The sequence below is a fragment of the Halorussus marinus genome (genome assembly GCF_004765795.1).
GTDB lineage: Archaea > Halobacteriota > Halobacteria > Halobacteriales > Haladaptataceae > Halorussus > Halorussus marinus.
Window position 1 is genome coordinate 271,142 of sequence record NZ_SBIV01000002.1, and the last position, 26,971, is coordinate 298,112.

Sequence of the window (26,971 nt, forward strand, 5' to 3'; positions counted from 1 at the left end):
CAACGATGAGCGACGACGCTAGCGGCGGCGAACTCCGAGCGCACACGGTCCGGCTCGAACTGGTCGACGAACCCGGCGAGCTGTTGAACGCGCTCGAACCGATCGCGGACAACGGCGGCAATCTCCTCTCGATATTCCACGAGCGCGGCTCGCTCACGCCGCGGGGACACATCCCGGTGGAGGTCGACCTCGAGTGTCTGCCCCACCAGCTCGATGCGATCGTCGCGGACCTCCGGGAGTCGGGGGTCAACGTGATCCGTGCGGGCACCGAGCGCTACGGCGAGGAGGTGACCGTCCTGCTCGTCGGTCACGTCGTGGAGACCGACTTCTCGGAGACGCTGTCGACCATCGAGTCGGACGCGGCCGCCTCGGTCGTCGACGTGTCGCTGTCGGCGCCCAACGGCACCAGCGACGTCTCGAGCGCTCGGCTCCGGCTCGCGACCGAGCCCGGCAAGACCGGAGAGGTGACCGAGGCGGTCCGCGAGGTCGCCGAGCGCAAGGACTTGCAGGTCGTCGAACCGCTGACGGAACTGGAGGGGTCGGCGTGAAACTCGCGATCCTCGGCGCGGGCGCGGTCGGCCGGTCGGTCGCCGAACTGGCGGGCGAGTACGGCCACGAGGTCGCGGCGCTCGCGGACTCGACCAGCGCCGCGGTCGATCCCGGCGGGATCGACGTCGAGCGAGCGCTCGCCGAGAAAGCCCAGACGGGGAGAGTCGGCGCGGCCGCGCCCGAGGACGCCCTCGGGACCGAGTACGACGCGCTCGTCGAGGCGACCCCAACCACGCTCGGGGACGCCCAGCCCGGGTTCGGCCACGTCCGGACCGCGCTCGAACGCGACCGCAACGTCGTGCTGGCGAACAAGGGCCCCGTCGCCGAGCGGTACGACGAACTCCGGGAACTCGAACGCGAGAGCGCGGGCTCGGTCCGGTTCGAGGCGACCGTCGGCGGAGCGATCCCGGTGCTCTCGACCATCGAGAGCTACGACCCCGCGACGATCACCGCGGCGCGGGGCGTTCTCAACGGCACCGCGAACTTCGTGCTCTCGCGGATGGCCGCCGAGGGACTCGGCTACGAGCACGTCCTCGCAGAAGCACAGGACCTCGGGGTCGCGGAGGCCGACCCCTCGTTCGACGTGGACGGCACCGACGCCGCGCTCAAGTGCGTGATCCTCGCGAACGTGCTCGGAACGGGGAACTACTCGCTCGCCGACGCCGAGGTCGAGGGCATCGACGAACTCCCGGGGAGCGCGCTCGAACTGGCGGCCGAGGACGGCCGCACTATCCGGCTCATCGGCGAGGCGACCCCCGAGGGAGTCCGGGTCGGCCCGCGGCTCGTCCCCGAGAACGGGACGCTCGCGGTGACCGGCACGCGGAACATCGTCCAGTTGGAGACCGAACACGCCGGGCGGCTGAACCTCAGCGGCCGGGGCGCCGGCGGGCCCGAGACCGCGACGGCGGTGCTCGCGGACGTGAACCGACTCGAATAGGCGCCCGCTCGACCCGCGGGGCGGGCCGGTCGCTCGTTTCAGCCCTCGCCGACCTAAATCGTGCGACGGTCTACCAACAACCGACAGACGGCGCCGGGGTGGGTAGCATAGCGTATCGAAATGGTTTTAACCGCTTCTGCCAAATGATTCCGATAGAGCGCGTCTGCGCGTGAGATACAAATGAGCGACGAACAACACCAGAACCTGGCCATTATCGGCCACGTCGACCACGGCAAGAGTACGCTCGTGGGACGACTCCTCTACGAGACGGGGAGCGTACCCGAGCACGTCATCGAACAGCACAAAGAAGAGGCCGAGGAGAAGGGCAAGGGCGGCTTCGAGTTCGCCTACGTCATGGACAACCTCGCCGAAGAGCGCGAGCGCGGTGTCACCATCGACATCGCCCACCAGGAGTTCAGCACGGACGCCTACGACTTCACCATCGTGGACTGTCCCGGCCACCGTGACTTCGTCAAGAACATGATCACGGGGGCCTCGCAGGCCGACAACGCGGTGCTCGTCGTCGCGGCCGACGACGGCGTCGCGCCCCAGACCCAGGAGCACGTCTTCCTGGCTCGGACGCTCGGCATCGACGAGCTCATCGTCGGCATCAACAAGATGGACCTCGTCGACTACGAGGAGGCCAAGTACAAGGAGGTCGTCTCCGAGGTCGAGGACCTGCTCAAGCAGGTGCAGTTCAACACCGACGACGCCGGCTTCATCCCGATCTCGGCGTTCGAGGGCGACAACATCGCCGAGGAGTCGGACAACACGCCGTGGTACGACGGCGAGATCCTGCTCGAGGCGCTCAACAACCTCGAACCGCCGGAGCCGCCGACGGACGCGCCGCTCCGGCTCCCGATCCAGGACGTTTACACGATCTCCGGTATCGGGACCGTCCCGGTCGGCCGCGTCGAGACCGGCATCCTCAGCACCGGCGACAACGTCTCGTTCCAGCCCAGCGACGTGGGCGGCGAGGTCAAGACCGTCGAGATGCACCACGAGGAGGTCCCGAAGGCCGAACCCGGCGACAACGTCGGGTTCAACGTTCGGGGCATCGGCAAGGACGACATCCGCCGCGGTGACGTCTGTGGCCCCGCCGACGATCCGCCGTCGGTCGCCGAGACGTTCCAGGCACAGATCGTCGTGATGCAGCACCCGTCGGTCATCACCGACGGCTACACGCCGGTCTTCCACGCCCACACCGCGCAGGTCGCGTGTACCATCGAATCCATCGACAAGAAGATGGACCCCTCGTCGGGCGAGGTCGCCGAGGAGAACCCCGACTTCATCCAGTCGGGCGACGCCGCGGTCGTCACCGTCCGACCCCAGAAGCCTCTCTCGATCGAGCCGTCGAGCGAGATCCCCGAGCTCGGTAGCTTCGCGATCCGCGACATGGGCCAGACCATCGCGGCCGGCAAGGTCCTCAGCGTCAACGAGTAACGCATGCAGCAAGCACGCGTTCGACTGGCCGGAACCAGTCCCGAGGACCTCGACGACATCTGCGACGACGTCCGCGAGATCGCGAACAAGACGGGCGTCTCGCTGTCGGGTCCCATCCCGCTGCCGACGAAGACGCTGGAAGTCCCCACCCGAAAGTCCCCCGACGGCGAGGGGACCGCGACGTGGGAGCACTGGGAGATGCGCGTCCACAAGCGTCTCATCGACATCGACGCCGACGAACGCGCGCTCCGCCAGCTCATGCGGATTCAGGTCCCGAACGACGTGAGCATCGAGATCGTCCTCGAGGACTGAACCGCGGGCGCGAGCCCACCCGACCCTTCGGAGCCGAGCGGGGTTTCGACTCCGCGACGGATTCTCCGTTTTTCTCACCGAACAGCCACATCGCTCCCCTGTCTTTTTGTCGTCCGGAGCCGTATCCCGGTTCGTGACACAGCACCCCAACGAACCCCCACGTCGGGCGTGGCACGCCCCGAGCGCCCGGGCCCGGTCGGGACTCGACGGAGGACCGGCCCCGTGAGCGGTCGGGACCTCTCGGCGGGATCGGGACGGAGTCCGACCGTCGAGACCCTCGGGGCGTTCGCGGTCGTCTTCGCCGCCCAGTCGCTCGTGGCGCTCCTCTCGGAGGGGCTGTCCTACGGGCTGTTCGCGCTCGCGCCGCCGGTTTCGGCTCGGCCGTGGACCCTGCTGGTGAGCGTTTACGCCCACGACGGCGTCGGCCACCTGCTGTCGAACGCGGTGGTGCTGGCGCTGGTCGGGTTCGCGGTCGAGCGCGTGACGACCAAGTGGCGATTCCACGCCTTCTTCGCGTCGGCGGGGATGATCGCGGGACTCGCCCAGATCGCGGTCTCCAGTGCGGTGACGACCGGACGGGCGCCGGCGGTGCTCGGGGCGAGCGGCGCGGTGTTCGGGCTGGCGGGCTACCTACTGGCCGGCAACGCGGTGACCGACACGGTGCTCCGGCGGCTCCCGATCGGCGCTCGCGGGCGGGTCGGACTCTTGCTCGTGCTCGCGGGCGGGGTGACGCTCCTCACGGCGGCGCCGGGGGTCGCGCTGGTCGCGCACTTCACCGGCTTCGTGGTGGGCGTCCTCGCCGGGCGTGCACACCTGTTGCGCACCGGGGGCGAAACATAAGCTTCTAATAAGTGCGGGCGCTACCCGTTATTGCGTTCGCGGGCTCGTAGATCAGCGGTAGATCGCTTCCTTCGCAAGGAAGAGGCCCGGGGTTCAAATCCCCGCGAGTCCATCCCGTTTCTAAGTTTCTCGAGATTCGCTCTCGAAGCGTCTCGGTCGGTCGTAGTAGCCCCGAGTCCGCTCGCTCGCGGGCATCACCCCGGTTCGAGCGCGCCGTCGGCCACACGCGTTCGACCGACCGGTGGGTGTATCACAATACTGAAAAGGCCCTCACGACTCTACACTCGCTGTGAGAGATTATTCGACGGAGTTCGGCGACGGCGGACTCAACTCGGAACTCGACGTCGCGTCACTTCTGCGGGAATGCGGCCTCGACGCCGAGGAGATCGAATGGCGAAAGGAGTTCATCGGGTTCGACGAGACCGACCAAGCGCATCTGTCGCGGCTGGAGCCGCTGTTTCGGGAGCACGCCGACCGGATCGCCGAGGACTTCTACGAGAATCTGACTCGATACGACGACACGGTGGGGGTAATGGACCGCTCGTCGAAGGGCATCGAACAGCTCAAACGAACCCAGTCGGCCTACTTCGTGACGCTCGCGAGCGGGGACTACGGGACCGAGTACTTCGCGGATCGGGCCCGGATCGGGAAGATCCACGATCTGCTCGAGATGCCGATGAAACACTACATCGGCCAGTACGGCGTGTACTACGACCTCATCTTCCCGCTTCTGTTCGAGCGGTTCGGAGAGCGCCTCGCGGATCGGCTCGTCGACGAGGACGGCGCGGCGACCGACGGTGGACTCGCCGCGGGCGCGACCGCCGACAGCCAAGCCGTAGAACGGGCGATCACCGAGGAGCTCGACCGAGGGTTAGAGGAGATCCTCGCGGTCCTGCGGATCATCAATCTGGACATGCAGGTCGTGGCGGACACGTACATCCACTCGTACAGCCAACAGCTAGAGGACGCCCTCGACGACCAAGAGCAGTTGATGCGTGAGGTCGAGACCGACGTGCACGCGCCGCTCACCGACTTGCAGGAGATGTCCGAGGAGGTCGCCGAGAGCACGGCCCGCATGAACGACGTCGCCGACGGGCAGGTCGAGTCGATGGAGAACGTCTCGGCGGAAGTGTCGACCATGGCGGCGACGGTCGAGGAGATCGCGGCCACGGCGGACGACGTCGCCGAGGCGAGCGAGCGGGCCGAGGCGTTGGCGGCGGAAGGCCAGACGGCCGCAGACGAGGCCATCGACGTCATGGAGCAGGTGAACACGGCCTCCGAGACCACCGCCGACGACGTCGAGCGGTTGCAAGATCGGATAGACGAGATCGACGAGATGGTGAACGTCATAAACGACATCGCCGAGCAGACGAACCTCCTCGCGCTCAACGCCTCGATCGAGGCCGCCCGGGCGGGCGAGGACGGCGACGGGTTCGCGGTCGTCGCCGACGAGGTCAAAACCCTCGCGGAGAAGTCCCAAGACCACGCCGGCGAGATCGAAGAACAGGTCGCCGAGATCAAGGCCGACGCGTCCCGGACGGTCGAGAGCCTCGAGACGACGACCCGACAGGTCGACGAGGGGTTACAGCAGGTCGAAGCCACCGTAGACACGCTACTCGAGATCGTCGACGCGGTGAAAGACACGTCGACGGGGATACAGGAGGTCGCGGACGCGACCGACGATCAGGCCGCGAGCACCGAGGAAGTCGCGGGGATGATCGACGAGATGGTAGCACAGACCGAGCAGGTCGCGACCGAGATCGAGGAAGTCGCCGCCGCGAACGACCAGCAGTCCGCGAGGGTCGAGGACATCCACCAGACCGTCAAGAAACTCGGAGACGACTGATCGAGGCGGTGGGGTGAGACTCGTATAAATTTTCTCCTATCAGATCCGAACGAAAGCCATTATTTTCGGAAGTGGCTAATATAGTATTTCAGACAGAGTCGATAAACAATTCCCACGCGGCCGTGACCGAGCTCCGCGTCAGCCGCGCGTCATGCGCCGAAACACAGCCTTTACCACGGATGAACCTAAGGAACAGCACGATGAGTCTCAGGTGTTCGCTCCTCGGTCACGCCTACGGGGATACCGAAATCGAGCGTGAGCGCGAGGAGCAGGGAAGCGAAGTCGTCGTCACCGTCCGGGAGTTCGAGGAGTGTCAGCGGTGTGGCGAGCGCAGCGTCGTCACCGAGAACAAGGAAGTCACCGCCATCGACCCGGCCGCCCGCGACCGCGAACGGGCCGAGTCGGAGTCCGAGGAGCCGTCGGCGTCGGCGCCGACCGGGACGGCCGGAAGCGACGACGCCGGTGCCGAGGGCGTCAGCGAGAGCGTCGGCGCCTCGGCCGCGGTCGAAAACGAGTTCGAGGCCCCTCAGTCGGCCGAAGACGACGACGCCGTGATCCTCGACGACGAGGCCGACGAGGAGTCCGGGGACGCGGACCGCGAGTCCGGCGAGTGGCCCGACGCCGACTCGACACACCCCGCCGAGGCCGGCGAGAACCGGGGCCGGGGCGAGTGGCCCGAGGTCGGCCAGGAGGACGAGGGGTACGACGCCCGACCCGACGACGAGGACGCCGAGGTCGAGTTCGGCGGCGGGCTCGCGCCCGAGTCCGCACCGGAGGTCGACGAGAGCGAGGCCGAGGAGGTCGAGTTCGTCAACGCCGAGGGCGACACCCTCGAAACCGCCGAGACCGAGCGCCGCGGCAGGAGCGAGCTCTCGGCGGGGTTCACCGCCGGCTCGGAGGCGCCGTCGGTCTCGGGGCCCGCCGACGACCCGGACGTCGACGCGGAGTTCGTCTGCCCCGAGTGTGGCTACCGGGCGGGCGTCGCGGGGTCGTCGTTGCGGGCCGGCGACATCTGCCCGGAGTGTCGCAAGGGGTACATCGCGCGGGAGTGAACCGGGCGATTCAAGGGTGAGAACGACGCGAAAAGGGTTTACACCCCCCAATCCAAACGGAGCACACCATGAAAGAGTACAAGATGCGTCGCGGCGAGCATCTGGAGGACCGCATTCCCGACATGAAAGCGAAGATCGAGGAGTACTTCGGCGAAATCTCGGACACCGAGGACTGGCAGGGCCACGAACTCTACGTCGTCGACGACCCCGACAACCCCGTGTTCGACCGTATCCTCGCGGGCGCCGCCGAGTACAGCGGCAAGAAGGACAAGCTCGCGGTCCACTTCGAGGAGCGGCCCGCCGAGGACGTCATCGCCGAGGGGAACGCCGACGCCGCCGCCGACGCGGTCGACGCCAAGAACGACTTCCTGCTCGAAGCCACCGGCCGCGACGCCAAGTCCCGGCGCGAGTCGATGAAACGCGCCGTCGAGGACGACGCCGACGCCCCCGACAACGTGTAGGCCTCGCAGCGGCAGTCGACGCCGTCCCGTCAGACCGAGATTCCGGTGGGGATCCGAAGACCGAACAGAAAGTCGAGGCTACTTGCGACCGAGTTTCTCGCGGCTGATCTTGACGCCCGTCGGCGTGACCAGTATCTGGTCGTCGCCCTTCTGGACGATGTCGCCGTCGACTTCGCGGGCGACCTGCTTGAGTTCGTTTGTGATGCGCTCGACGGTCGTGTCCTCGGTCCGGAGTCGGGTGATGTCCGCGACCACGAGGTCGCCGTCGTAGATGGCGTCTTTGATCTCGATGACGTCCTGCTGGCCCTGTATCTCCGCGATGTGGACCTGCATCGCCGCGTCGCTCGACGCCGTATCGAAGTCGTCGAGGTTGAGTTCGACGTAGTCCTCGGCGGTCGTCGAATCGCGGTCCCCGAGGATTTTGCTCATGAAGCCCATAGGGACATGGGCCGAGCGGAGGGGTATAGTTCTTACGTCAGACGGAGCCCCAGCCCCGTCACGTCCCGCGCATCGGGGTCGCCCGACCGGCGCGACGAACTCGCCGGGAGGCCGACCTTTTTGCCGAGGCCGTCCCTCGTCTCGCGTGTGACGTTCAGCATCTGCGTCCGAGAGGAGTACGAAGACGAGTCCGGCGACGACCAGACCCGGTTCGGTGTCGCGGTGACGACCCGACTCCCGGCGGTCGGCACCCTCTGTCCGTTCGCCAGCGAGAACGGGGCGGTCGCCACCCAGAGCCTTGTCAACATCGAACTCGGACGGAAGGGCGTCGAGTACCTCGACGACGGGCTCGGGGTCGAAGACGCGCTCCAGTCGCTTTTGAACGCCGACGACGGCGCGGCCCAGCGCCAGCTCCACGGGGTCGACGCCGAGGGCACCTTCGCGTTCTCCGGCGACGAGTCCAAAGACTGGTACGGCCACCTCGAGGGTGAGGGGTTCACGGTCGCGGGAAACCTCCTGACCGGCGAGTCGGTGGTCGAGGAAACCGCCGACGCCTACCGCGACTCCCGGGGCGGCGACGCCCCGCTCGCCGAGCGACTCGTCGACGCGCTCGCCGCGGGCCACGCCGAAGGCGGCGACAAGCGCGAGGAGCTTCGGGTCCAGAGCGCGGCGCTGATCGTCGAGACGACCGAAGACCGCGAGATGGAGCCGTACTACCACGATCTGCGGGTCGACGCGACCGAGACGCCGGTCGCGGACCTCCGTGAGACCTACGAACTCGCAAAGGAGGGCTTCGAGGCGGCGGTCGAACGCTACGAGGAGGCCTTCGAGGACGACGAACTCGACGACGTCGACGAGTAACGGGGCGCGGATCGAGCGATCGCACTCAGACGGTGAACTCGTAGAGGTCGTCGCCGACGTGGTGGATCGACTCGACGACCTTCCCGGAGTCGCCGACCATCTCCTCGCCGTCGGTCTTCGCCCGACCCACCGCCAGCACCTTGCCGTGAGACTCCTCGGCGATCGCGACGAGGTCGCCGGGTTCGATGTCCGGGTCGGCCTCCACGATGCCGGGCCGCATCACGTCGGCGCCGTCGCTGACGAACGACACCGCGCCCGCGTCGACCGTGACGACGTGGGTCTCGGGCGGGTAGTCGTTCGCGCCGCGGACGGTCAGGAAGGGTTCGTCGTCTCGCGGACTCTGTCCGCTCGACTCTTCGGCGGAGCCTTGCTCCGCGCTCTCGACGTACAGGACGGCGGGCTCGCCGTCGACAAGCACGAGGTCGAACGCCGAATCCTCTAGCTCCACGAGTTCGTAGCTGTCGGCGTCGAGGTCGACGCCGAGGTTCGCCGCCAGTTCGTCTTCGACTTCCCGCACCTCGTCGCTCCGGAGGTGGTGACGAGACTTGACCTGCATACCCGGACGTGCGTCGCTTCGGGGCTTAATACCCCCGCCTTCGCGGCGGGGATAAGCGTAAGAACCCGCCGCGCATACTCCACCGTATGAAGGCAAAGCGTGAGTACCGGGACCGCGCGGACGTCGAGGTTGCGGTGCTCGACGCGCTCGTCGACCGGAACGACGACGGGATGACGGTGTTCGAGCTCCGGTCGCACGTCGACGTCGGGATCGACGAACTCGAAACCGCGCTCGCCAACCTCAAAGAGGACGGACTCATCGACGCCAACGCGGCCGACCAGCGCACGCTCATCACCCCCGACGACCGCGTGATCCCGGATCCCGAAGAGGAGGCCGACGAGCCGTCGTTCGTCGACCGCGTCATCGAGCGCCTGCCGCTGTGAGAACGGAGAGACCTACTGGACGTCGATGTCCGCGGACTCGTCGGACTTCTCGAAGCTGACTTCGAGCACGCCGTTGTTGTAGGTCGCGCTCGCGGAGTGCTCGTCGACCTGTGCCGGGAGCCGGACCCGCTCGTCGTACTCGCGGTGGTCGCTCGCGGCGCCGATCGTCAGGGTCTCGCCGTCGCACTGGAGGTCGATGTCCGACTTCTCGACGCCGGGCAGGTCGGCGATGACTCGGACGGCGTCGTCGGTCTCGTGGATGTCGACGTGGGTCTCGGTGCCGAACCCGGTGGGCCCGTTGCGCTCGACTTCCATGTCGAACTCCCCGCCCATCATCTCGTTCATCACGCGCTCTATTTCACGAAAGAGATCGTCGAAGGGATCGTCGCGGTCGTCTCGTCGCATGCCAAGAGGTAGGGAGTAATCGGGCAAAAGCCTTTGGCACCCGGGGGAAATCGCGCCGGGCGCTCAGATCCCCATACCGAGCGCGTCGTCGGTCGTCGCGACGCTCTCGGCGGCGTCGGCGGCGTTCGCGACCGCCCGGATCGCGTCGACGTTCTCGGGCACCACGTCGCTCTCCTGGTGGATCGCCTGAAACAGATAGAGGTCCGATCCCTCGGTCGTCACCGACTCGCCCCAGACGCAGTTCTCCCAGATGTCCCCGCGCGGCCGGCCGGCGTCCTGCGCGTACTCTTTGAGCGCGCCGGCTCCGTCGATGTCGAAGCGCTCGGGGATGACGAACAGTCGCGACTCGTCGGCGAGCAGGTCGCGGACCGCCGCGGCGTCGGGTTCGGCTTCGAGCGTGACGTTGACGCTGTGCATGTGCATCAGCGTCGCGGGCACCTTCAGCCCGAGCGTGTCGATGGCGAGGTCGGGGAAGATGGTCTGGACGTCCGGCCCGTGGTGGGAGGGGAGCGTGACGGGGTCGGGCAGGATGTCGTTGATGGGACCCCGCGAGGACTGGGCGGGATCGCCGCCCCGCCGGACCAGCGTCGCCCGGACTTTCTCGACGCCGTACTCCTCGCCGAGCGGCGCGATCAGCCGCGAGAGGCCGGTTGTGTTACACGAGACCACCCGGACGTGGTCGGCGTCGACGGCGTCCGCGAAGTTCGACCGGGCGTTGAAGCTGGTGTCGACGAATTCGGCGGACTCGCCGCCCTGATACAGCGCGGGGGTGTCGTGCTCGGCGTAGAGTTCGCTGTTCTGCTCGCCGACGCCCGAGGGGCAGGCGTCGACGATCACGTCGCTTTCCTCGACCAACTCTTCGACCATCCCCGCGAGCTCGATCCCCGCGTCGTCGAACAGCTCGACGCGGTCCTCGATCGCGGCGTAGAGGGGGTAGTCCTTCGCGACCGCGCGCTCGGCCTCGAAGTTGGGTCGCGTCTTGGCGACCCCGACGACCTCCATGTCGGGCTGTGCGCGCACCGCGTCCGCCACGCGCTTGCCGATGGTGCCGTAACCGTTGATTCCGACCCGTAACATGTACCCGAACGTCCGACGGTCTCGCGCATAATGGTTTCGGGGTTCGTCGAGGGAAAGTAACTCTCCTCCGAGTAAGTGTGGAGGGGAAAGCCTAACCGCGGCCCCGCCCACAGGGCGACCATGAGCCTCCGCGACGCGGCCGAAACCGCGCTCACGCAGTGTCTCGCGCTCGAGGAGACCGAATCCTGTTGTATCGTGACCGACGACGAGCGCCGCCCGATCGGCGAGGCGCTCTACGAGGTCGCCAGCCAGATCAGTTCGGACGCGACCGTCGTCCGGTACCCACCGGGCGACTCTCACGGCGCCGAACCGCCCGAACCCGTCGCGGCCGCGATGGCGGGGGCCGACGTGTTCCTCGCGCCGACCACCAAGAGCCTGAGCCACACCCGCGCCCGCGGCGACGCGAACGACGCCGGCGCGCGCGGGGCGACCCTGCCGGGCATCACCGAGGACGTGTTCACGACGGGGCTGGACGCCGACTACGAGGCCATCGCCGCCCACTGCGAGGCCGTGCTCGAACAGGTCGCGGACGCCGACGAGATCCGGGTCACCTCGCCGCAGGGAACCGACATCACCTTCGAGCCCGGCGACCGCGAGTGGCACGACGACACCGGCATCGTCCACGCCGACGGCGAGTTCTCGAATCTCCCGGCGGGCGAGGTGTTCGTGAGCCCCGAGGACGCTGAGGGCACCTACGTCGTCGACGGGACGATGATGCCCCACGGCCTGCTCGACGAGGGCCAACACCTCGAATTCGAGGTCGAGGACGGCTACGTCACCGACATCTCGGACGACGAGATCCGCGGGCAGGTCGAGGACGCCGCCGAGGACGTCGGCGACGCGGCGTACAACCTCGCCGAACTCGGTATCGGCACCAACGTCGCGGTCACCGAACTGGTCGGGTCGGTCCTGCTCGACGAGAAGGCCGGCGGCACCGTCCACGTCGCGATCGGCGACGACGCCGGCATCGGCGGCGACACCGACGCCCCGATCCACTTCGACGGCATCCTCAGGGAGCCGACCGTGTACGCCGACGGGGAGGTCGTAGATCTCCCATGAATCGAGCGGTGGAACCGCGAGACGGGGAGGTCGTAGACCCGCCCCAGCCCGAGTGATGGAACGGGAAGTCGACGGCCACACCGTCCGGGGAGTCGACGTCGACCCCGAGACCCGGTGTGCCCACTACGACACCGACCGCGACGTGGTGGCGCTTCGGTTCGCCTGCTGTGACGCCTACTACCCGTGTTTCCGGTGTCACGAGGCGCTCGTGGACCACGACCCCGAACGGCTGTCGGTCGCCGAGTCGGCGCCCGCGGTGCTGTGTGGGTCCTGCGGCGCGACCCTCCCGCCCCGCGAGTTCGTCGACGGCGACCACTCGTGTCCCGACTGCGGGGCCGCGTTCAACCCCGGGTGCGCGGCTCACTACGACCGCTACTTCGCGTTCGAGGCGTAGCGGGGCCGCGCCGTCGAACCGCCCGGCGGCGGAGACGGGGAGCTTTTCCCGGCCTCGGCCCCTACGAGACGTATGACCGACGACGGGCGTTACCGCGTGCTCGCCGTCCCCGAGGCCGGGACGGTGCGATTGCTGGATCTGGAGACGTACGAACCGATCGTGACCGCCGGCGAGGGCCACGACGCGCCCGTCGAGGACCTCCGACCCGGCTACCTCGTCGACGCGAGCCTCGACTGGTCGGACCCGGAGCCGACGGTGGCGACGCTGTCGGTCCGCCGGCCGACCCGCTACGCGTTCGCCGACGGGATCGAGCCGGTGTTCGACGTCGCGGCCGACGCGTGGGACGAGGCGCGGGCGGCCGGCGACTCGATGAACAGCCGCGTGACCCGCAACACCGACAGCGAGGTCAACGGCGTCCTCTACGTGTTCGCCGAGGACGGCACCACCTTCGAGTCGTTCCGCGACGGCACCCGGCCGCTCGAACCGCTGATCGAGAAGGTCAACGAAAGCGAGGGGTCGGCGCCCCGCGAGGTGTTCGTGCTCAGACCCGCCGGCGGGGAGTTCGTGATCGTCACGATCGCGCTCCGGAAGGACGGGCAGTTCGCCGAGACGCTCCGAGACACCTACGATCGGCCGGCGCCGTCCGAACCGCTGGCGTAGGCGGCGAGATCGGCGGGTCGGCGAACCTCAAGCCGCCGCTGACGGCGAGGGGGCTACGCCGTTCGCTCGACCGCCGGGCGGTGTTCGTCGAACGCCGCCTCGACGCCGGCCCAGTCGAGCGGGGGTTCGAGGCCCTCGGTCGCGTCCTCGAAGGCGTCGAGTCGGTCGCCAAAGCGGTCGCTCCACGACTCGCGGGCGAGGCCGTCGAGCCGACCGCGGAGATCGGTCAGGCGGCCGTCGGTGCGGTCGAGTCGGTCGCCGAGGTCGTCGAGGTCGGTCTCGGGCGCCGGGCCGGGCGCGTCGTCGCCGGCCTCGAGGTCGGCCCACGCCCGGAGATCAGCGAGTTCGGCCCGCACGTCCGCGAGCAGAAGCTCCGCCACCCGCGTCCGGAGCGTCGCGTCGGCCCAGACGGCCCCGTCCGGGGTGGAATCGGCGCCCGCCTCCGCGGACGCCGACCCCACGTCGTCGACCGCGGCCGACAGGTCGTCCAGCGTGGCCTCGATCGTCTCGACGTCCGTTTCGAGCTCGCGGACCCGAACCGACGGGGTCGAGAGCCACCGCTGGAACGATTCGAGGTCGAGCTTGAGCTGGTCGGCGGCCCGCTGGGCGCGGGTGGCGTCGCCGGTGAGTCGTCGGATCTCGGCCGCCGTCTCGTAGAGACCGGCGTCCGCGCCGTCGGGGCCGACCAGCGTGTCGAGCCGATCGCCGAGTTCGGCCGTCCGGTCCTCGACGGACGCGAGTCGCGCCTCGAACGCGTCGAGCCGGGTCCCGACGCTGTCGAGGTCGGTGACCGGCTCGGCCGCGTCCCGGGCGTCTCCGAGCGCGATCGCCGCCATCTCGACCCGCGTTTCGGGCGTCGAGACGACTTTCGACGCGTGAGCGAGCGCCGCCTCGACCCCCTCGCGGGTCACGACGCCGTCGGTGGCCACGCGTTCGAGCGCCGCCCGCACCGCCTCGGGGTCGCGGCCGTCCTCACGCCGGACGATCGCCGTGACCGCGTCGTCGACCGATCGGCCTTCGATCGACTCGCCCGTCCCTCGACCGTCGTCGGTGTGCATGGGCGGCAGTTTCACCGACGCCCCGTTATATCTTACGTCAGTTACCTATTTACTGCTCTATAGGACAATATATCGGGACAGAGCGGGTACGTACGGCTCCGTTACCGTATGAGGAGGTCGTAGTGGTGCGTACCACGGTATTCCGCTATTATAAACGAGTTTAGTGTACTCCGGCGACGGTCCACTCGATGACGGAGGACCAGCAACGATTCGGCGGCGTATCACGGCGGAAATTCCTCGCGACGTCCGGAGCCATCGGCGCCGCGGGGCTGGCCGGCTGTTCCGGGAGCCAGAGCGACGACACTTCGACGACCGCGGAGAGCGGGTCGACCGAGACCGAAGCGACCGACGACGAGGAGACCGAGCCAGAGACCGAGACCGAATCGGGCGGGATGGACACGTCGATGCTCACCGCCGAGGGGTCCTCGACGGTGTACCCGATCTCGAACAAGGGCAGTTCCTACTGGAACTCCAACGCGCCCGCGAGCGACGGCGAGTACTGGGGGTCGAACGACGAGACCTCGGTCCCCGGATGGGACCAGATCGAGACCGACATGCGGCTCGCCGACTACTTCGCGAGCCGGTACGGCTTCGAGCCGACCGGCCAGCAGGCGACCCCGCCGTTCGCGACCAGCGTCGCGCTGAGCCACTCGGGGACCGGCTGTAAGTCGGTCCGGGACGGGCTCGTCGACATCGGCAACTCCTCGGGTCCGATCACCGCGGAACTCGGCATCAGCGACGCCAAGGCCAAAGAAGAGTACGTCGACCACGTCGTCGGTCGCGACGGCCAGCCCGTGTTCGTGAGCCAGAACATCTACGACAGCGGCGTCACCCAACTCACCGGCGAAGAGGTCCGGGGCATCTACCAGGGCGAGATCTCGAACTGGAACGAGGTCGGCGGCCCGGACCAAGAGATCTACGTGGTCGGTCGGGCCGAGGGATCGGGCACCGACACGTCGTTCCGGCTCAACATGCTCGGCGACGCCGACGCGCCGATGGACGTCGACACCCGAAAGGGCCAGAACCAGCAGGTCAAGACCGTCCTCCAGCAAAACGACAACGCCATCGGCTACATGGCGCTTGCGTTCCAGTCGGAGGGCATCAAGCCCGTCGCGATCAATTTCGAGGGAACGGTGTACAAGCCTGACAAGAGCGCGGAGAACACGATCTTCGACAGCTCGTACCCGCTCAACCGCGACCTTCACATGTACACCAAGAAGACCGACGAGACGCCGGACGGGACCGACATGCGCGAGGCGGCGTTCATCAACATGTTCCTGACCGACTTCGGCCAGCAGGTGTTCGTCGAGGGCGTCGAGTACATCCCGCTGCCCGAGAAGGACATCGAGGCCGAGAAGGCGAAGTTGCCCGACCAGCCCTGATCGCGACCGGGGTCGGCAGTCGCCGGCTCGACCCGTCTCGAAACCACTCCTGACACCTCTCATTCGAAATGTCATCTGTAACTGACGCCGACCCTGCTGACTGGCGCGCGACGGCGCGGCGGCGGCTGACCCGAGCCCGAGATTTCGTCGACGAGACCGACCGGTCTGCGCTCGCCGCGGTCAGCATCGGCTCGCTGGCGCTGCTGGCGACGCTCGTGGGCTTTCTCACGATGTCGCCGCTGACGGTCGTCCCGTTCGCCGCGTTCGTAGTAGCGGTCGGCTACGGCTGGCTTCGGCACCAAGCACTGACCGCACACGCGGTGACCCTCGCGATGACCGCGTCGACGATCCTCATCCTCGGGCTCATCACGGTGTACATCTTCCTCGAAGCGTGGCCCGTCTTCGAGTACGCCTCGGTCGAGGTCTTGGGCGTGAGCGTTCCGGGCCTGCGACTGTTCACCGAGACGCTGTGGAGCCCGGTGAGCGAACCGATCGGCTACTCGCTGGTTCCGATGATCCACGGTACGGTCATGGTGACCGTGATCGCGACGGCCGTGGCGGGACCGCTGGGCGTCGCGGCCGCCCTGTTCGTGAGCGAGATCGCGCCGCCGACGGTGCGCGAACTCGTCAAGCCCGGCATCGAGATCCTCGCGGGCATCCCCTCGATCGTGTACGGCTTCATCGGGTTCACGATAATCAGCCCGTGGGCGAGCGACCAGTTCGCGCTCAACGGGCAGGGGACCTACCTCTTCGTCGGGATGGTCGTCGGACTGATGGCGCTCCCGACGGTGGTCTCGGTCGCCGAGGACGCGCTCAACAGCGTGCCCGAGTCGATGAAGAGCGGGTCGCTCGCGCTCGGGACGACCGACTGGCAGACCATGACGACGATCACGTTCCCGGCGGCGTTCTCTGGGGTCTCGGCCGCGGTGTTGCTCGGCGTGGGTCGGGCCATCGGCGAGACGATGGCCGCCACCGTCATGCTTCGCAACAGCCCCGCGCTCCCCGAACCGCTGTACAACGCCTTCTACGGTTACGAGACGCTCACGTCGCTGATCGCGGCGCGGTACGGCACCGCTCACGGGCTCCAGTTCAACGCGCTGTTTGCGGCCGGGGTCGTGCTGTTCGTGACGGTGCTTTTCCTCAGCGTCGGTTCCCAGCTCGTCGAGAAGCGCATGCGCCGCGAGCTCGGGGGTGAGGAGTGATGAGCCGCGTCACCGAGAGCGCCCTGATCCGCGAGGAGACCTCGACGCTCGAAGCGATCGCCGGGGTCGCGATCGGCCTGTGTGCACTGCTGTTCGCGCTCGCGATGGCCGCGCTGTTCGAGGTTGTCACGGTGACCGACTCCGTGGCGGGGCTCCCGATGAGCAACGTGCTGGGCGGACTGCTCGCGGTCGTCGGCGTCGTCGTCGTCGGGTTCGGCGCGGCGTCGTACCGCGGCCTCGTTCCGACGGAGCCGCGAGCGAGCGCCGGCGCGGTCGCGGCGACTGCCTTCTCGGCAATCTGGTTCGTCGTCGGCGGACTCGTCGCCTCCCAGACGCTGGGGGTCGGGCTCGCGGGCGGACTGCTCGGCGGCGGCCTGCTCGGCGGGATCGCGTTCGCGGTGACCGCGATTCCGCGCGAAGACGTCGGCTCGACCCTGCCGGCGGGCGCGCTGGCGCTCCTCGCGGGCGGAGCGTTGCTCACCGGCGTCATCGGTCCGGGCTGGTCGTGGACGCCGTTCGACCTCAACGCGACGTTCTTCCCGCCGATCGTCGTGCCGGCGGTGGTCATGTTCTGTTCGCTCCTCGGCGGGTGGGCCGCCGCGAAGGCCTACGGCGGCTTCGGCGCCCGCGGCCGCCACCTCGGCGCCTACCTCCTCGTCTATCTGAATGCCCTCGCGATCGTCGCGGTCCTCGTCGGACTGGTCGCGTTCGTCGTGTTCAAGGGCGCGCCCGGCGTGTTCGAGGGCGTCACGGTCGCGGCAGGCGCCGGCCCGTCGACGACCGTCTCGGCGTTCGGGTTCAGTCACACCGTCGTCTGGCCGGTGTCGTGGCCGTTCCTCACGAACGGCGCGGCGCTGATGAACGACGTCGACGGCGTTCTGCCGGCCATCGTCGGCACGGTGTGGCTGGTCGTCGGCTCGGTGCTGTTCGCGGTCCCGCTGGGCGTCGGGGCGGCGGTGTTCCTGAGCGAGTACGCAGAACAGGGCCGGTTCACGCAGGTCGTCGAGATTGCGACCAACGGCCTCTGGAGTACGCCCAGCATCGTGTTCGGGCTGTTCGGCTACGCGTTCCTCCTGCCGCGGTTCGGCGGGGAGAAATCCCTGCTGTCGGGCATGCTCACGCTGGGGTTCATGTTGCTCCCGCTGGTCGTCATCACGAGCCGCGAGGCGATGCTCTCGGTGCCCGACGAGTACCGCGACGCGAGCGCCGCGCTCGGGGTCTCGAAGTGGCAGACCATCCGGAGCGTCGTGCTCCCGGCCGCGCTTCCGGGCGTCGTCACGGGCGTCATCCTCGGGGTCGGACGCATCGCGGGCGAGACCGCGCCCATCCTGCTCACGATGGCGGGCGGGACGTTCGTCCCCGGCAGTCAGACGGTCGACGTCATCGGCGGCTTCCAGTTCACGGCCTCGCCGCCGTTCGTCGCCAACCCGGCGCTACTGGAGGCCACCAGCGCGCTCCCCTACCAGGTGTACGCGCTCGTCACCGCGGGCGTCGGCGGAAGCCAACTCAACGACCCCGAGGCGTTCGCGTGGGGGACCACGCTGGTGTTGCTCGCGGTCGTGCTGTCGTTCTACGCGGTCGGCATCGTTACCAGATACTACTTCCGGAGGAAGCTACACCAATGAGCGAGACAAAATCGACGATCCAGACGGAGAGCAACCCCGACCGACCGGTCTCGACGACGACCGGCGAGACCGAAGAGGAGGTCCGCAGCGAGTGGCGCGAGTACGCGTTCGACGGCGAGCCGAAGCTGTCGGTCGAGAACCTCGACGTGTACTACGGCGACGACCACGCGCTTCGAGACGTGTCGATAGACATCCCCGAGGAGAGCGTGACCGCGCTCATCGGCCCGTCGGGCTGTGGGAAGTCGACGTTCCTCCGGTGTCTCAACCGGATGAACGACCGGATCAAGAGCGCGCGCGTCGACGGGTCGGTCGAGGTCGACGGCGAGGAGATCTATCAGGACGGGACGAACCTCGTCGAACTCCGCAAGCGGGTCGGGATGGTGTTCCAGAATCCGAACCCGTTCCCGAAGTCGATCCGGGACAACGTCTCCTACGGGCCGCGCAAGCACGGCGACATCGACACCGGCGTGCTGGCCGGACTGCTCGGACGATCGAACGAGGAGCGGGAGGCCGAACTGGTCGAGCGCTCGCTAAAACAGGCCGCCCTCTGGGACGAGGTCGACGACCGGCTCGACGACAACGCGATGGGGCTCTCGGGCGGCCAGCAACAGCGCCTCTGTATCGCGCGGTGTCTCGCGGTCGATCCGGAGGTCATCCTGATGGACGAGCCCGCGAGCGCGCTCGACCCCATCGCCACCGCGAAGATCGAGGACCTGATCGACGAGCTCGCCCAGGAGTACACGGTCGTGATCGTCACCCACAACATGCAGCAGGCCGCCCGCATCTCCGACCAGACCGCCGTCTTCCTCACCGGCGGGAACCTCGTCGAGTACGGCGAGACCGATCAGGTGTTCGAGAACCCCGAGAGCCAGCGGGTCGAAGACTACATCACCGGGAAGTTCGGGTGATCCGCGTGGACACCGACGCGGGGGTCCGGACCCGAAAGCTCCAGAAGGTCGGCGGCTCGACCTACACCGTCTCGGTCCCCAAAGAGTGGGCGCGCGAGCAGGGGCTGGAGGCCGGCGCACAGATCCACCTCTACGCCCACGGCGACGGCTCGCTGGTCGTCCGGAGCTCCGAGAGGGACGGCGGGGAGCTGGCCGCGACGCGCCTCGAGGTCGACGGCGAGAGCGACGAGTCGATCGAACGGGCGGTCGAGGCCGCCTACGCCGCCGGATTCGAGGAGATCGAGCTCGTCCCGACCGACTCGTTCACGCCGGCACAGCGCCGGACGGCCGACTCGCTCGCGCGGACGCTGGTCGGCGCCGAGGTCATCGAGGCCGGCGCCGACCGAATCGCGATCCGAAATCTGCTCGACTCCGCGGACGTGTCGGTCAGGCAGTCGCTGGTCCAGCTCCAGTTCGCGGCGCTCGCGGTCCACCGGACCGCGACCGAGGCGGTAATCGCCGACGCCTCCGTCGACGGGCTCGACGCGAGGGCGGCGGAGGTCGACCGGCTGTTCGAGATGATCACGCGCCACTTCAATCGGTCGCTGACCGATTTCGCCGAGCTCGACCGGCTCGGCGTCGGCCGAACGACGCTGTTCGAGTACTACCGGACCGCCCGCCAGCTCCGGCGGGTCGCCGACGCCGCCGTCGAAATCGGAGCGGTCGCCGACCGGCTCGACGAGCCCGTCCCCGACGCGACCGTGCCCGAGGTCGAGTCGCTCGCCGCGGACGCCAGACGCGTCGTCGAGGACGCAAGCGACGCCGTGCTCGACGACTGTGGGACCGACGTCGCCCACCGGGTGCTCGATCGCCGCGAGGAGACGGTCGCGGCCGTCGAGGCGGTCGACCGCGCGCTGTTCGAGCGGTCGCCCGCCGAGGCCCACCGCCTGAACGGGGTGCTCGACGGACTCGCCGCGACCGCCGAGAGCGGCGGCGAGATCGCCGAGATCGCCGTCCGGTCGGCGATCCGAAACGGCGAGTGATCGCGACGACCGCCGTCAGTCGACGCGGCCCCGGCGCTCGACGAAGTCGACGACCGCCTCGGTCTCCTGGAAGCCGTCGACGAGTCGGTCGACCGGCTCGCCGTCGGCGAACAGCAGGAGCGTCGGGACGCTTCGCACGTCGTAGGTCTCGATCAGATCGAGGTCCTCGCGGGGGTTGAGCAGTCCGACCGCGGCGTCGGTCGCGCGGGCGACGTTGCCCACGACCGGTTCGATGGCCTGACAGAGGGGACACCCCTTCGTGTAGAAGTCCACCAGCGCGAGGTCGTGGTCGGTCACGAACGCCGCGAGGTCGTCGCCGTCGTCGAGCCGGACGGGCGTGTCGGGCTCGGGGTCGGTTGTCTCTTGCACGCCCGTCCGTAGGGGCCGGGGACCGTTAGGGCTTCCGTCGGGGCGGATCGACGAACCTCGACGGCGACACGTCCACCCGGGGACGGCGCGCTCGTCGCCGATCGGTTCCGAGGGGTATTTCGGCCTCCGCCCCCTGAAACTCGCCCATGGACGCGGCGCTGGGGGTACCCGAGAAGATGGCCGACCGCGGCGAGGAGCTGACGCCGATGCTGAGCCAGTACCGGGCGCTCTGCGAGCGGTACGACGACTCGCTCGTGCTGTTTCAGGTGGGGGACTTCTACGAGACGTTCTGCGAGGCGGCGGAGGCGACCGCCCGACTGCTCGAGATCACCCTGACCCAGCGCGAGGACTCGACCGGCACCTACCCGATGGCGGGCATCCCCATCGACAACGCCGAGTCGTACATCGAGACGCTGCTGGACGCCGGCTACCGGGTCGCGGTCGCCGATCAGGTTCAGGACCCCGACGAGACCACCGGCGTGGTCGACCGGGCGGTGACCCGGATCGTCACGCCCGGCACGCTGACCGAAGACGAACTGCTTGCGACCGACGACAACAACTTCGTCGCCTGCCTGACCGAGGACCCCGATCGGTTCGGGCTCGCGCTGCTCGACGTCTCGACCGGCGACTTCTACGCGACCAGCGCGCGCCGGGAGACGACGATCGCCGACGAGGTGAGCCGGTTCGCGCCGGCCGAGGCGGTCGTCGAGCCCGGGGTCGAGGCCGACCCCTTCGACGCCGACTGCATGGTGTCGCCGTACGACGCCGGGGCGTTCGAGCCCGGGGCGGCCGCCGAGACGGTCGTGACGTACTTCGGCTCGCCCGACGCCCGGCTGGCCGCCGACGCCGAGGTCCGGGCCTGCGGCGCGCTGTTGGCGTACGCCGAGTACGCCAGGAGCGGGCAGGACGACCGGCTCGATTACATCAACCACCTCACCCGCTACGAGCCCCGCGAGTACATGCTGCTCGATCGGGTCGCTCTCTCCAGTCTGGAGCTGTTCGAGCGCCGGACGGTCCACGGCGACGCGGAGGTGACCCTGCTCGGCGTCCTCGACGAGACCTCGTGTGCGATGGGAAGCCGGGAGCTCAAAGACTGGCTCCGGCGGCCGCTGGTCGACCCCGACCGGATCGAGGCGCGCCTCGACGCGGTCGAGGAGTGGACCCGCAACGTCCGCGAGCGCGAGGCGGCCCGCGAGACGCTCCGGGACGTCTACGACATCGAGCGGCTCATCGCCCGGATCTCGCGGGGGCGAGCCGACGCCCGGGACCTGCGGTCGCTGAAAGACACCCTCGACACGGTGCCCGAACTCAGGGAGACGCTGTCGGGGTTCGACTCGGAGACGCTCGCCGCGCTCCGAGCCGACCTCGACGAACTCGAAGACGTCCGGGCGCTGATCGACGACGCCATCAGGCCCGATCCCGCCCGCGAGATAACCGAAGGCGAGGTCATAAACCCCGAGTACGACGCGGAGCTGGCCCGACTGCGCGAGACCGAGCGCGAGGGGAAAGCGTGGATCGACGACCTCGAGGCCCAGGAGCGCGAGCGGACCGGCATCGACTCGCTGAAGGTGGGCCACAACTCGGTCCACGGCTACTACATCGAGGTGACCAACGCCAACCTCGATTCGGTGCCCGACGACTACACCCGACGCCAGACGCTCAAAAACTCCGAGCGGTTCTACACGCCCGAGCTCAAGGAGCGCGAGGACGAGATCCTCCGGGCCGAGAGCCGGGCCGACGACCTCGAACACGAGCTGTTCCGGGAGGTCCGGTCGGCGGTCGCCGCCGAGTCCGAGCGCGTGCAGGCGGTCGCGGCGGCGCTGGCCGAACTCGACGTGCTCGCCGCCCTCGGCGAGGTGGCGGCCACCCGCGACTACGTCCGACCCGAGATCGGCGGCGACGGGATCGAGATCGAGGGCGGGCGCCACCCAGTGGTCGAGCGCACCCAGCAGTCGTTCGTCCCCAACGACACGCGCCTCGACTCCGAGCGGTCGTTCGCGGTCGTGACCGGCCCGAACATGTCGGGGAAGTCGACGTACATGCGACAGGTCGCGCTCGTCACGGTGTTAGCCCAGACCGGGAGCTTCGTGCCGGCGGCGAGCGCCCGGATCGAGCCGGTCGATCGGGTGTTCACCCGGGTGGGCGCGAGCGACGACATCGCGGGCGGCCGGTCGACGTTCATGGTCGAGATGACCGAACTGGCCTCGATCCTCCGGAGCGCGACCGCGGACTCGCTGGTCTTGCTCGACGAGGTCGGACGGGGCACTAGCACCACCGACGGGCTCGCGATCGCCCGCGCGGTCACCGAACACGTCCACGACGAGATCGGCGCGCTGACGCTGTTTGCGACCCACCACCACGAGCTGACCGAGACCGCCGCCGAACTCCCGAACGCCTTCAACCTCCACTTCGCCGCCAACCAGACCGCCGGCGAGGTCGCGTTCGACCACGAGGTCCGGCGGGGCGCGGCCACCGCCTCCTACGGCGTGCAGGTCGCCCGGGAGGCCGGTGTCCCCGACGAAGTGGTGGCGCGCTCGACGGAACTGCTCGACGCCGACCGCGGGGGGACCGACCGCGCCGGCGACCCCGACGCCTCCAGCCCGGAACCGGCCCCCGAGGTCGTCGCCGACGGCCCGAAGGACGCGCTCGCGGCCCGCCTCCGGGAGCTCGACGTGGCGACGATGACGCCGCTGGAGGCGATGAACGCGCTCGCCGAACTCAAAGACGAGGTCGAGTGACCCGGCCGGCAGGGTCACTCGGGCGGGCCGAGCGAGACGAACTCCAGTCCCTCCTCGGCCAGCAGGCCGCGCGCCCGGTCGGTCACCGAGGGCGCGACGAGGATGCCGCGGACCTCGGCGTCGGCGTGGAGTTCGCGACCCAGCGCCTCGACGTACCGCGAGAGCTGGCCCGCGGCGTCCGGGCCGACCCGCTTGCGCTTGAGTTCGACTACGACGGTCGCGCCGGCCCGGTCCTCGCCGTAGATGTCGACCGCCCCGGCGGGGGTCTCGCGCTCGGTGGCCAGCGGCGTGAACCCGTCCTCGACCAGCTCCGGGTCGTCGAGGATCCGCTGGCGGAGGTCCTCCTCGGTCCCGGTGAGCGACCGGTCGGCGGGGTCGGCGACGTCGAAGGTCGCGACCTGCTCGACCGACTCGAACGCGACGACCAGTTCCTCGTCGGGCGACGACCGGCGGCTCGCGATCCGGAGGTCGCCGTCCGCGACGGCGGCTTCGTGGGTACATCCCGGCGGCTGCCAGTTGATCGGCTTCTGGCCTTCGTCGGTGTGGACCAGCGCGGTGCCGTCCGGCTTGAGCACCACCAGCCGGTCGCCGGGGCCGAGGCTACTCGCGGCCCGGCCCTCGTAGTCGACCGTACACCGGCCGAAGACGGTGATCATCGCGCCGTCGTCGATCCCGGCCGCGATCCGCCGGCGGGCGGTCTCGGGGTCGGGGCGGACGAGCGCGTCGGCGTCGGCGGGGTCTGCGTCCGGGGCGTCGCCGTCTGCGAGAGTCACGCTCCCGGATAGGCGACCGAGCCACTAAAGCGCCCCGCGTCCGCCGGCGAAGCGACGGCGGTCTCGGGCGCGGGCTCACTCGGGCAGGATCACCTCCCGGTCGCCGGCCCGCGAGCGGACCCGGGCCGAGAGGTACGCGAGCGCGTCCTCGCGCGCGACGGCGCCGCAGTCGAAGGCGTCCCCGACCGCGGCCTTCGTCCCCCGGAACCAGCCGGGTAGGAAGTCGTCGTGGGGCGGCCGGGCCGCGACCAGCGCGCCGTGGCCGACCGTCTCGCTTCGCTCGACGCCGTCGGCGTCGGATTCGAGGCCGAACCAGAGGACGTGGAACGGCGCGACCTCGAAGCCGGCGTCGACGCGGTAGAACGCCTCGTAGCCGAGGAAATCGAGGCGGTCGGCGACGACCGTCTCGAACCCGAGGCCGGTCCCAATCGGGTCGGGGTCGACCGCGAACGCGGTGTCGGCGGCGAACGGCGTCTCGGCCGAGACGTGGCGGGCGAGCGCGAAGTCGGCGCCGCCCCACTGCGAGCGGTGGAGGTCGTAGGTCGGATCGCCGGCCGAGTCGTCGTCGCGGCGATACGCGAGGAGCGCGCGGTGTCCCATTCGAGGGGAGGTGGCCGCGGCTTCGGACAAAAGGGTACGGACCGGGCGCGCGGCGTCGGCGAGCGCGGCGCCGCGGTCCGGGCGCCGATCTACGAGACGGCGCCGTCTTTGGTCTCTGCGGCCGCGAGGTGCTCGGCGCCCCACTCGGCCATCGCGGAGATGACCGGCCGAAGCGACTCCCCGCGGTCGGTCAGCGAGTACGACACCCGGACGGGCTTTTCGCTCACGATCTCCCGGTCGACCAGCCCCTTCGATTCGAGGTCGTCGAGGCTGTCCGAGAGCACCTTGCTGGAGACGCCGTCGACGTCGTCTTTGAGTTCGTTGAACCCCATCGGGCCGCCGTCGAGCAGGCGGTGGATCACCACGGGGTGCCACTTCTTGCCGAGGATGGTCGCTGTCGCGGTGACCGCACACCAGTCCTCCCCCGCACACCACACCGAGAGCGGTTGGTCGGCGTCGCTCATGGCGGGGCCAACGCGGTCGCGCCACAAATACTTACCTCGTTCAATCTAGTTACCGATAGTAACTGGTCGGGGAACCGCCACGGATTTGGTCGCGAGCCCCCAACGATCGGTAATGACCGACCTCGGCAAGGTCGACCGAGCGTTCTTCGACGAACAGATCTACCCGCGGCTCGGAGCCGACCGGCCGGACGTGCGCCTCGGGCCGCGACACGGCGTCGACTTCGGCGTGCTCGACGTCGGCGGGCGGGCGGTCGTGGTGGCCAGCGATCCGCTCTCGCTGACCCCCGCGCTCGGCTTCGAGAAGGCGGCGTGGTTCGCGGTCCACGTCGCGCTCTCGGACGCGGCGGTGTCGGGAATCGCGCCCTCGCATCTGGCGGTCACGTTCACCCTGCCGCCCGAGATGACCGACGCGGAGTTCGAGACGGTGTGGGAGACGTTCGACCGCGAGGCCACCGAACTGGGCGTCAGCATCGTGACGGGCCACACCGCCCGCTACGGCGGGTGTCAGTACCCGTGGGTCGGGGGCGCGACCGCGCTCGCGGTCGGCGACCACGACGACCTCGTGCGCCCCGACGGCGCGACCCCGGGCGACCGCCTGCTGGTCACCAAGGGCCCGGGCGTCGAGGTCGCGGGCTTTCTGGTGACGCTGTTCGAGGACGCCGTCGACCTCCCGGCGTCGACGATCGCGGACGCCAAAGAGCGCTTCTACGACATGAGCCCGGTGCGGGACGCGCTGACCGCCGCGGCGGCCGGGCCAGTCACCGCGATGCACGACGCCACCGAGGGCGGCCTCCGAGGCGCGCTGGTCGAGGTGGCCCGAGCGGGCGGGGTCCGACTCGACGTCGAGTCGTCGGCGGTCCCGTCGCTCCCCGGAGTCGAGGCCGCCTGCGAGTTCTTCGAGATCGACCCGTGGGCCGCGACCAGCGAGGGCACGCTGGTGGTATCGGTCGACCCGTCGGGCGTCGACGCGGTGCTGGCGGCGCTCGACGAGGAGGGGATCCCGGCCGCCGAGATCGGGGCGGTGCGCGACGGCGAGGGCGCGTACGTCGACGGCGAGCGCGTCGAACCCCCGGAGTCGGACCCCTCGTGGGCGGTGTTCGAGGAGTACGCCGAGACGGTCGGACTGGAGTGAGCCCGAGAGGCGGCGCTACCGAGCACTCGCGTCCGGAAAACCGAGTCGGAAACCGGATCGGCCCGATCAGGCGCCGGCTTCCTGAAGCGCCTCTTCGAGTTCGTCGCGCTGGGTGACGCCGACGAACCGCTCGACGACCCCGTCGTCGTTTTCGACCACGATGGTCGGGATCGACCGGACCTGATACTCGTTGGCGACGTCCTGGTGTTCGTCGACGTCGATCTTCTCGAACTCGACGTCGCCCCAGTCGGCCTCCATCTCTTCGAGGATCGGGTCTTGGGTCTTGCACGGGCCACACCAGTCCGCGTAAAAGTCCTTCAGGGTGACAGTCATCTGTAGTCGACCCGACCTACCTGCGCCGCGCGCATAAGGGTTTCCCACCACCCCCGACTTGCCGGAAGCGCAACGAAAGGTTTAGGCGACCG

30 protein-coding genes and 1 tRNA gene are annotated in these 26,971 nt (G+C 69.0%); 21 read left to right on the plus strand and 10 right to left on the minus strand.

Annotated elements, in window-relative coordinates:
* The first annotated feature begins 5 nt into the window (after positions 1-5).
* From EPY72_RS05320 to EPY72_RS05360, 9 genes are all read left to right on the plus strand, one after another.
* Positions 6-548, plus strand: a complete 543-nt coding sequence (locus EPY72_RS05320; RefSeq protein ID WP_134669542.1) for an amino acid-binding protein — start codon at positions 6-8, stop codon at positions 546-548.
* Positions 545-1,486, plus strand: a complete 942-nt coding sequence (locus EPY72_RS05325) for a homoserine dehydrogenase (RefSeq protein WP_135805786.1) — start codon at positions 545-547, stop codon at positions 1,484-1,486. The genes EPY72_RS05320 and EPY72_RS05325 overlap by 4 nt, the downstream gene beginning before the upstream one ends.
* A gap of 180 nt (positions 1,487-1,666) precedes the next feature.
* A complete protein-coding gene (gene tuf, locus EPY72_RS05330) occupies positions 1,667-2,929 on the plus strand; it encodes a translation elongation factor EF-1 subunit alpha (protein WP_134669546.1) in 1,263 nt (420 codons plus the stop codon).
* A 3-nt stretch (positions 2,930-2,932) separates the two neighbouring features.
* A complete protein-coding gene (gene rpsJ, locus EPY72_RS05335; protein WP_115864703.1) occupies positions 2,933-3,241 on the plus strand; it encodes a 30S ribosomal protein S10 in 309 nt (102 codons plus the stop codon).
* A gap of 222 nt (positions 3,242-3,463) precedes the next feature.
* Positions 3,464-4,081, plus strand: a complete 618-nt coding sequence (locus EPY72_RS05340) for a rhomboid family intramembrane serine protease (RefSeq protein WP_134669549.1) — start codon at positions 3,464-3,466, stop codon at positions 4,079-4,081.
* A gap of 40 nt (positions 4,082-4,121) precedes the next feature.
* Positions 4,122-4,193 (plus strand) — tRNA-Ala (locus EPY72_RS05345).
* A 177-nt stretch (positions 4,194-4,370) separates the two neighbouring features.
* A complete protein-coding gene (locus EPY72_RS05350) occupies positions 4,371-5,927 on the plus strand; it encodes a globin-coupled sensor protein (RefSeq protein WP_135805788.1) in 1,557 nt (518 codons plus the stop codon).
* A gap of 200 nt (positions 5,928-6,127) precedes the next feature.
* Positions 6,128-6,979 (plus strand): DUF7093 family protein, encoded by an 852-nt coding sequence (locus EPY72_RS05355; protein WP_135805789.1) that lies wholly within the window; start codon positions 6,128-6,130, stop codon positions 6,977-6,979.
* Positions 6,980-7,047: 68 nt separating this feature from the next.
* Complete coding sequence (locus EPY72_RS05360; RefSeq protein WP_134669555.1) at positions 7,048-7,440, plus strand: DUF5611 family protein; 393 nt, start codon at positions 7,048-7,050, stop codon at positions 7,438-7,440.
* Positions 7,441-7,518: 78 nt separating this feature from the next.
* On the opposite strand, the gene EPY72_RS05365 is transcribed toward EPY72_RS05360, so the two are convergent.
* A complete protein-coding gene (locus EPY72_RS05365) occupies positions 7,519-7,878 on the minus strand; it encodes a cell division protein SepF (protein WP_134669557.1) in 360 nt (119 codons plus the stop codon).
* 147 nt (positions 7,879-8,025) lie between these two features.
* On the opposite strand from EPY72_RS05365, the gene EPY72_RS05370 reads away from it, so the two are divergent.
* Positions 8,026-8,739 (plus strand): DUF1028 domain-containing protein, encoded by a 714-nt coding sequence (locus EPY72_RS05370; protein WP_135805790.1) that lies wholly within the window; start codon positions 8,026-8,028, stop codon positions 8,737-8,739.
* Between the two features lie 25 nt (positions 8,740-8,764).
* On the opposite strand, the gene EPY72_RS05375 is transcribed toward EPY72_RS05370, so the two are convergent.
* Positions 8,765-9,295 (minus strand): RNA-binding protein, encoded by a 531-nt coding sequence (locus EPY72_RS05375; protein WP_135805791.1) that lies wholly within the window; start codon positions 9,293-9,295, stop codon positions 8,765-8,767.
* 86 nt (positions 9,296-9,381) lie between these two features.
* On the opposite strand from EPY72_RS05375, the gene EPY72_RS05380 reads away from it, so the two are divergent.
* Positions 9,382-9,678: a DUF6432 family protein gene (locus tag EPY72_RS05380; protein ID WP_134669563.1), complete on the plus strand. Its 297-nt coding sequence runs from the start codon at positions 9,382-9,384 to the stop codon at positions 9,676-9,678.
* A 12-nt stretch (positions 9,679-9,690) separates the two neighbouring features.
* Here EPY72_RS05380 and EPY72_RS05385 read toward each other — a convergent pair whose 3' ends face one another.
* Entirely contained in the window at positions 9,691-10,083 is a 393-nt protein-coding gene (locus tag EPY72_RS05385; protein WP_134669564.1) for an Hsp20/alpha crystallin family protein, read from the minus strand.
* A gap of 63 nt (positions 10,084-10,146) precedes the next feature.
* A complete protein-coding gene (locus tag EPY72_RS05390; protein ID WP_135805792.1) occupies positions 10,147-11,160 on the minus strand; it encodes a type II glyceraldehyde-3-phosphate dehydrogenase in 1,014 nt (337 codons plus the stop codon).
* A 120-nt stretch (positions 11,161-11,280) separates the two neighbouring features.
* Here EPY72_RS05390 and EPY72_RS05395 point away from each other — a divergent pair, with 120 nt between their 5' ends.
* From EPY72_RS05395 to EPY72_RS05405, 3 genes are all read left to right on the plus strand, one after another.
* Complete coding sequence (locus tag EPY72_RS05395; protein WP_134669568.1) at positions 11,281-12,219, plus strand: aminopeptidase; 939 nt, start codon at positions 11,281-11,283, stop codon at positions 12,217-12,219.
* Positions 12,220-12,274: 55 nt separating this feature from the next.
* The gene (locus tag EPY72_RS05400) at positions 12,275-12,613 is read left to right on the plus strand and encodes a CHY zinc finger protein (protein WP_134669570.1); all 339 of its coding nucleotides are present in this window, start codon (positions 12,275-12,277) and stop codon (positions 12,611-12,613) included.
* 72 nt (positions 12,614-12,685) lie between these two features.
* Positions 12,686-13,273 (plus strand): DUF6663 family protein, encoded by a 588-nt coding sequence (locus EPY72_RS05405; RefSeq protein WP_135805793.1) that lies wholly within the window; start codon positions 12,686-12,688, stop codon positions 13,271-13,273.
* Between the two features lie 53 nt (positions 13,274-13,326).
* On the opposite strand, the gene EPY72_RS05410 is transcribed toward EPY72_RS05405, so the two are convergent.
* Entirely contained in the window at positions 13,327-14,331 is a 1,005-nt protein-coding gene (locus EPY72_RS05410; protein WP_135805794.1) for a halo transducer protein, read from the minus strand.
* Positions 14,332-14,519: 188 nt separating this feature from the next.
* Between EPY72_RS05410 and EPY72_RS05415 the strand changes: the two genes are divergently transcribed.
* The 5 genes from EPY72_RS05415 (at position 14,520) to EPY72_RS05435 (ending at position 20,470) form a co-directional block, all read left to right on the plus strand.
* A complete protein-coding gene (locus EPY72_RS05415; RefSeq protein ID WP_134669576.1) occupies positions 14,520-15,713 on the plus strand; it encodes a PstS family phosphate ABC transporter substrate-binding protein in 1,194 nt (397 codons plus the stop codon).
* A 68-nt stretch (positions 15,714-15,781) separates the two neighbouring features.
* Positions 15,782-16,915 (plus strand): phosphate ABC transporter permease subunit PstC, encoded by a 1,134-nt coding sequence (gene pstC, locus EPY72_RS05420; protein ID WP_135805795.1) that lies wholly within the window; start codon positions 15,782-15,784, stop codon positions 16,913-16,915.
* Entirely contained in the window at positions 16,915-18,540 is a 1,626-nt protein-coding gene (pstA, locus tag EPY72_RS05425) for a phosphate ABC transporter permease PstA (protein ID WP_135805796.1), read from the plus strand. The genes pstC and pstA overlap by 1 nt, the downstream gene beginning before the upstream one ends.
* The gene (gene pstB, locus EPY72_RS05430; RefSeq protein WP_134669582.1) at positions 18,537-19,448 is read left to right on the plus strand and encodes a phosphate ABC transporter ATP-binding protein PstB; all 912 of its coding nucleotides are present in this window, start codon (positions 18,537-18,539) and stop codon (positions 19,446-19,448) included. Before pstA ends, pstB begins: the two co-directional genes overlap by 4 nt.
* A gap of 5 nt (positions 19,449-19,453) precedes the next feature.
* Positions 19,454-20,470: an AbrB/MazE/SpoVT family DNA-binding domain-containing protein gene (locus tag EPY72_RS05435; RefSeq protein ID WP_135805797.1), complete on the plus strand. Its 1,017-nt coding sequence runs from the start codon at positions 19,454-19,456 to the stop codon at positions 20,468-20,470.
* Positions 20,471-20,485: 15 nt separating this feature from the next.
* Here the strand turns inward: EPY72_RS05435 and EPY72_RS05440 are convergent, their stop codons facing one another.
* Entirely contained in the window at positions 20,486-20,839 is a 354-nt protein-coding gene (locus EPY72_RS05440) for a thioredoxin family protein (protein ID WP_135805798.1), read from the minus strand.
* A 146-nt stretch (positions 20,840-20,985) separates the two neighbouring features.
* On the opposite strand from EPY72_RS05440, the gene mutS reads away from it, so the two are divergent.
* Positions 20,986-23,577 (plus strand): DNA mismatch repair protein MutS, encoded by a 2,592-nt coding sequence (mutS, locus tag EPY72_RS05445; RefSeq protein ID WP_135805799.1) that lies wholly within the window; start codon positions 20,986-20,988, stop codon positions 23,575-23,577.
* A 14-nt stretch (positions 23,578-23,591) separates the two neighbouring features.
* On the opposite strand, the gene nucS is transcribed toward mutS, so the two are convergent.
* From nucS to EPY72_RS05460, 3 genes are all read right to left on the minus strand, one after another.
* Positions 23,592-24,350 (minus strand): endonuclease NucS, encoded by a 759-nt coding sequence (nucS, locus tag EPY72_RS05450; protein WP_135805800.1) that lies wholly within the window; start codon positions 24,348-24,350, stop codon positions 23,592-23,594.
* A 75-nt stretch (positions 24,351-24,425) separates the two neighbouring features.
* Positions 24,426-24,950, minus strand: a complete 525-nt coding sequence (locus tag EPY72_RS05455) for a DUF6735 family protein (RefSeq protein ID WP_135805801.1) — start codon at positions 24,948-24,950, stop codon at positions 24,426-24,428.
* Between the two features lie 89 nt (positions 24,951-25,039).
* A complete protein-coding gene (locus EPY72_RS05460) occupies positions 25,040-25,414 on the minus strand; it encodes a winged helix-turn-helix transcriptional regulator (RefSeq protein ID WP_134669593.1) in 375 nt (124 codons plus the stop codon).
* Positions 25,415-25,526: 112 nt separating this feature from the next.
* Here EPY72_RS05460 and EPY72_RS05465 point away from each other — a divergent pair, with 112 nt between their 5' ends.
* A complete protein-coding gene (locus EPY72_RS05465) occupies positions 25,527-26,546 on the plus strand; it encodes an AIR synthase family protein (protein ID WP_135805802.1) in 1,020 nt (339 codons plus the stop codon).
* Positions 26,547-26,612: 66 nt separating this feature from the next.
* On the opposite strand, the gene EPY72_RS05470 is transcribed toward EPY72_RS05465, so the two are convergent.
* Positions 26,613-26,879: a thioredoxin family protein gene (locus tag EPY72_RS05470; protein WP_134669597.1), complete on the minus strand. Its 267-nt coding sequence runs from the start codon at positions 26,877-26,879 to the stop codon at positions 26,613-26,615.
* Between the last annotated feature and the right edge of the window lie 92 nt (positions 26,880-26,971).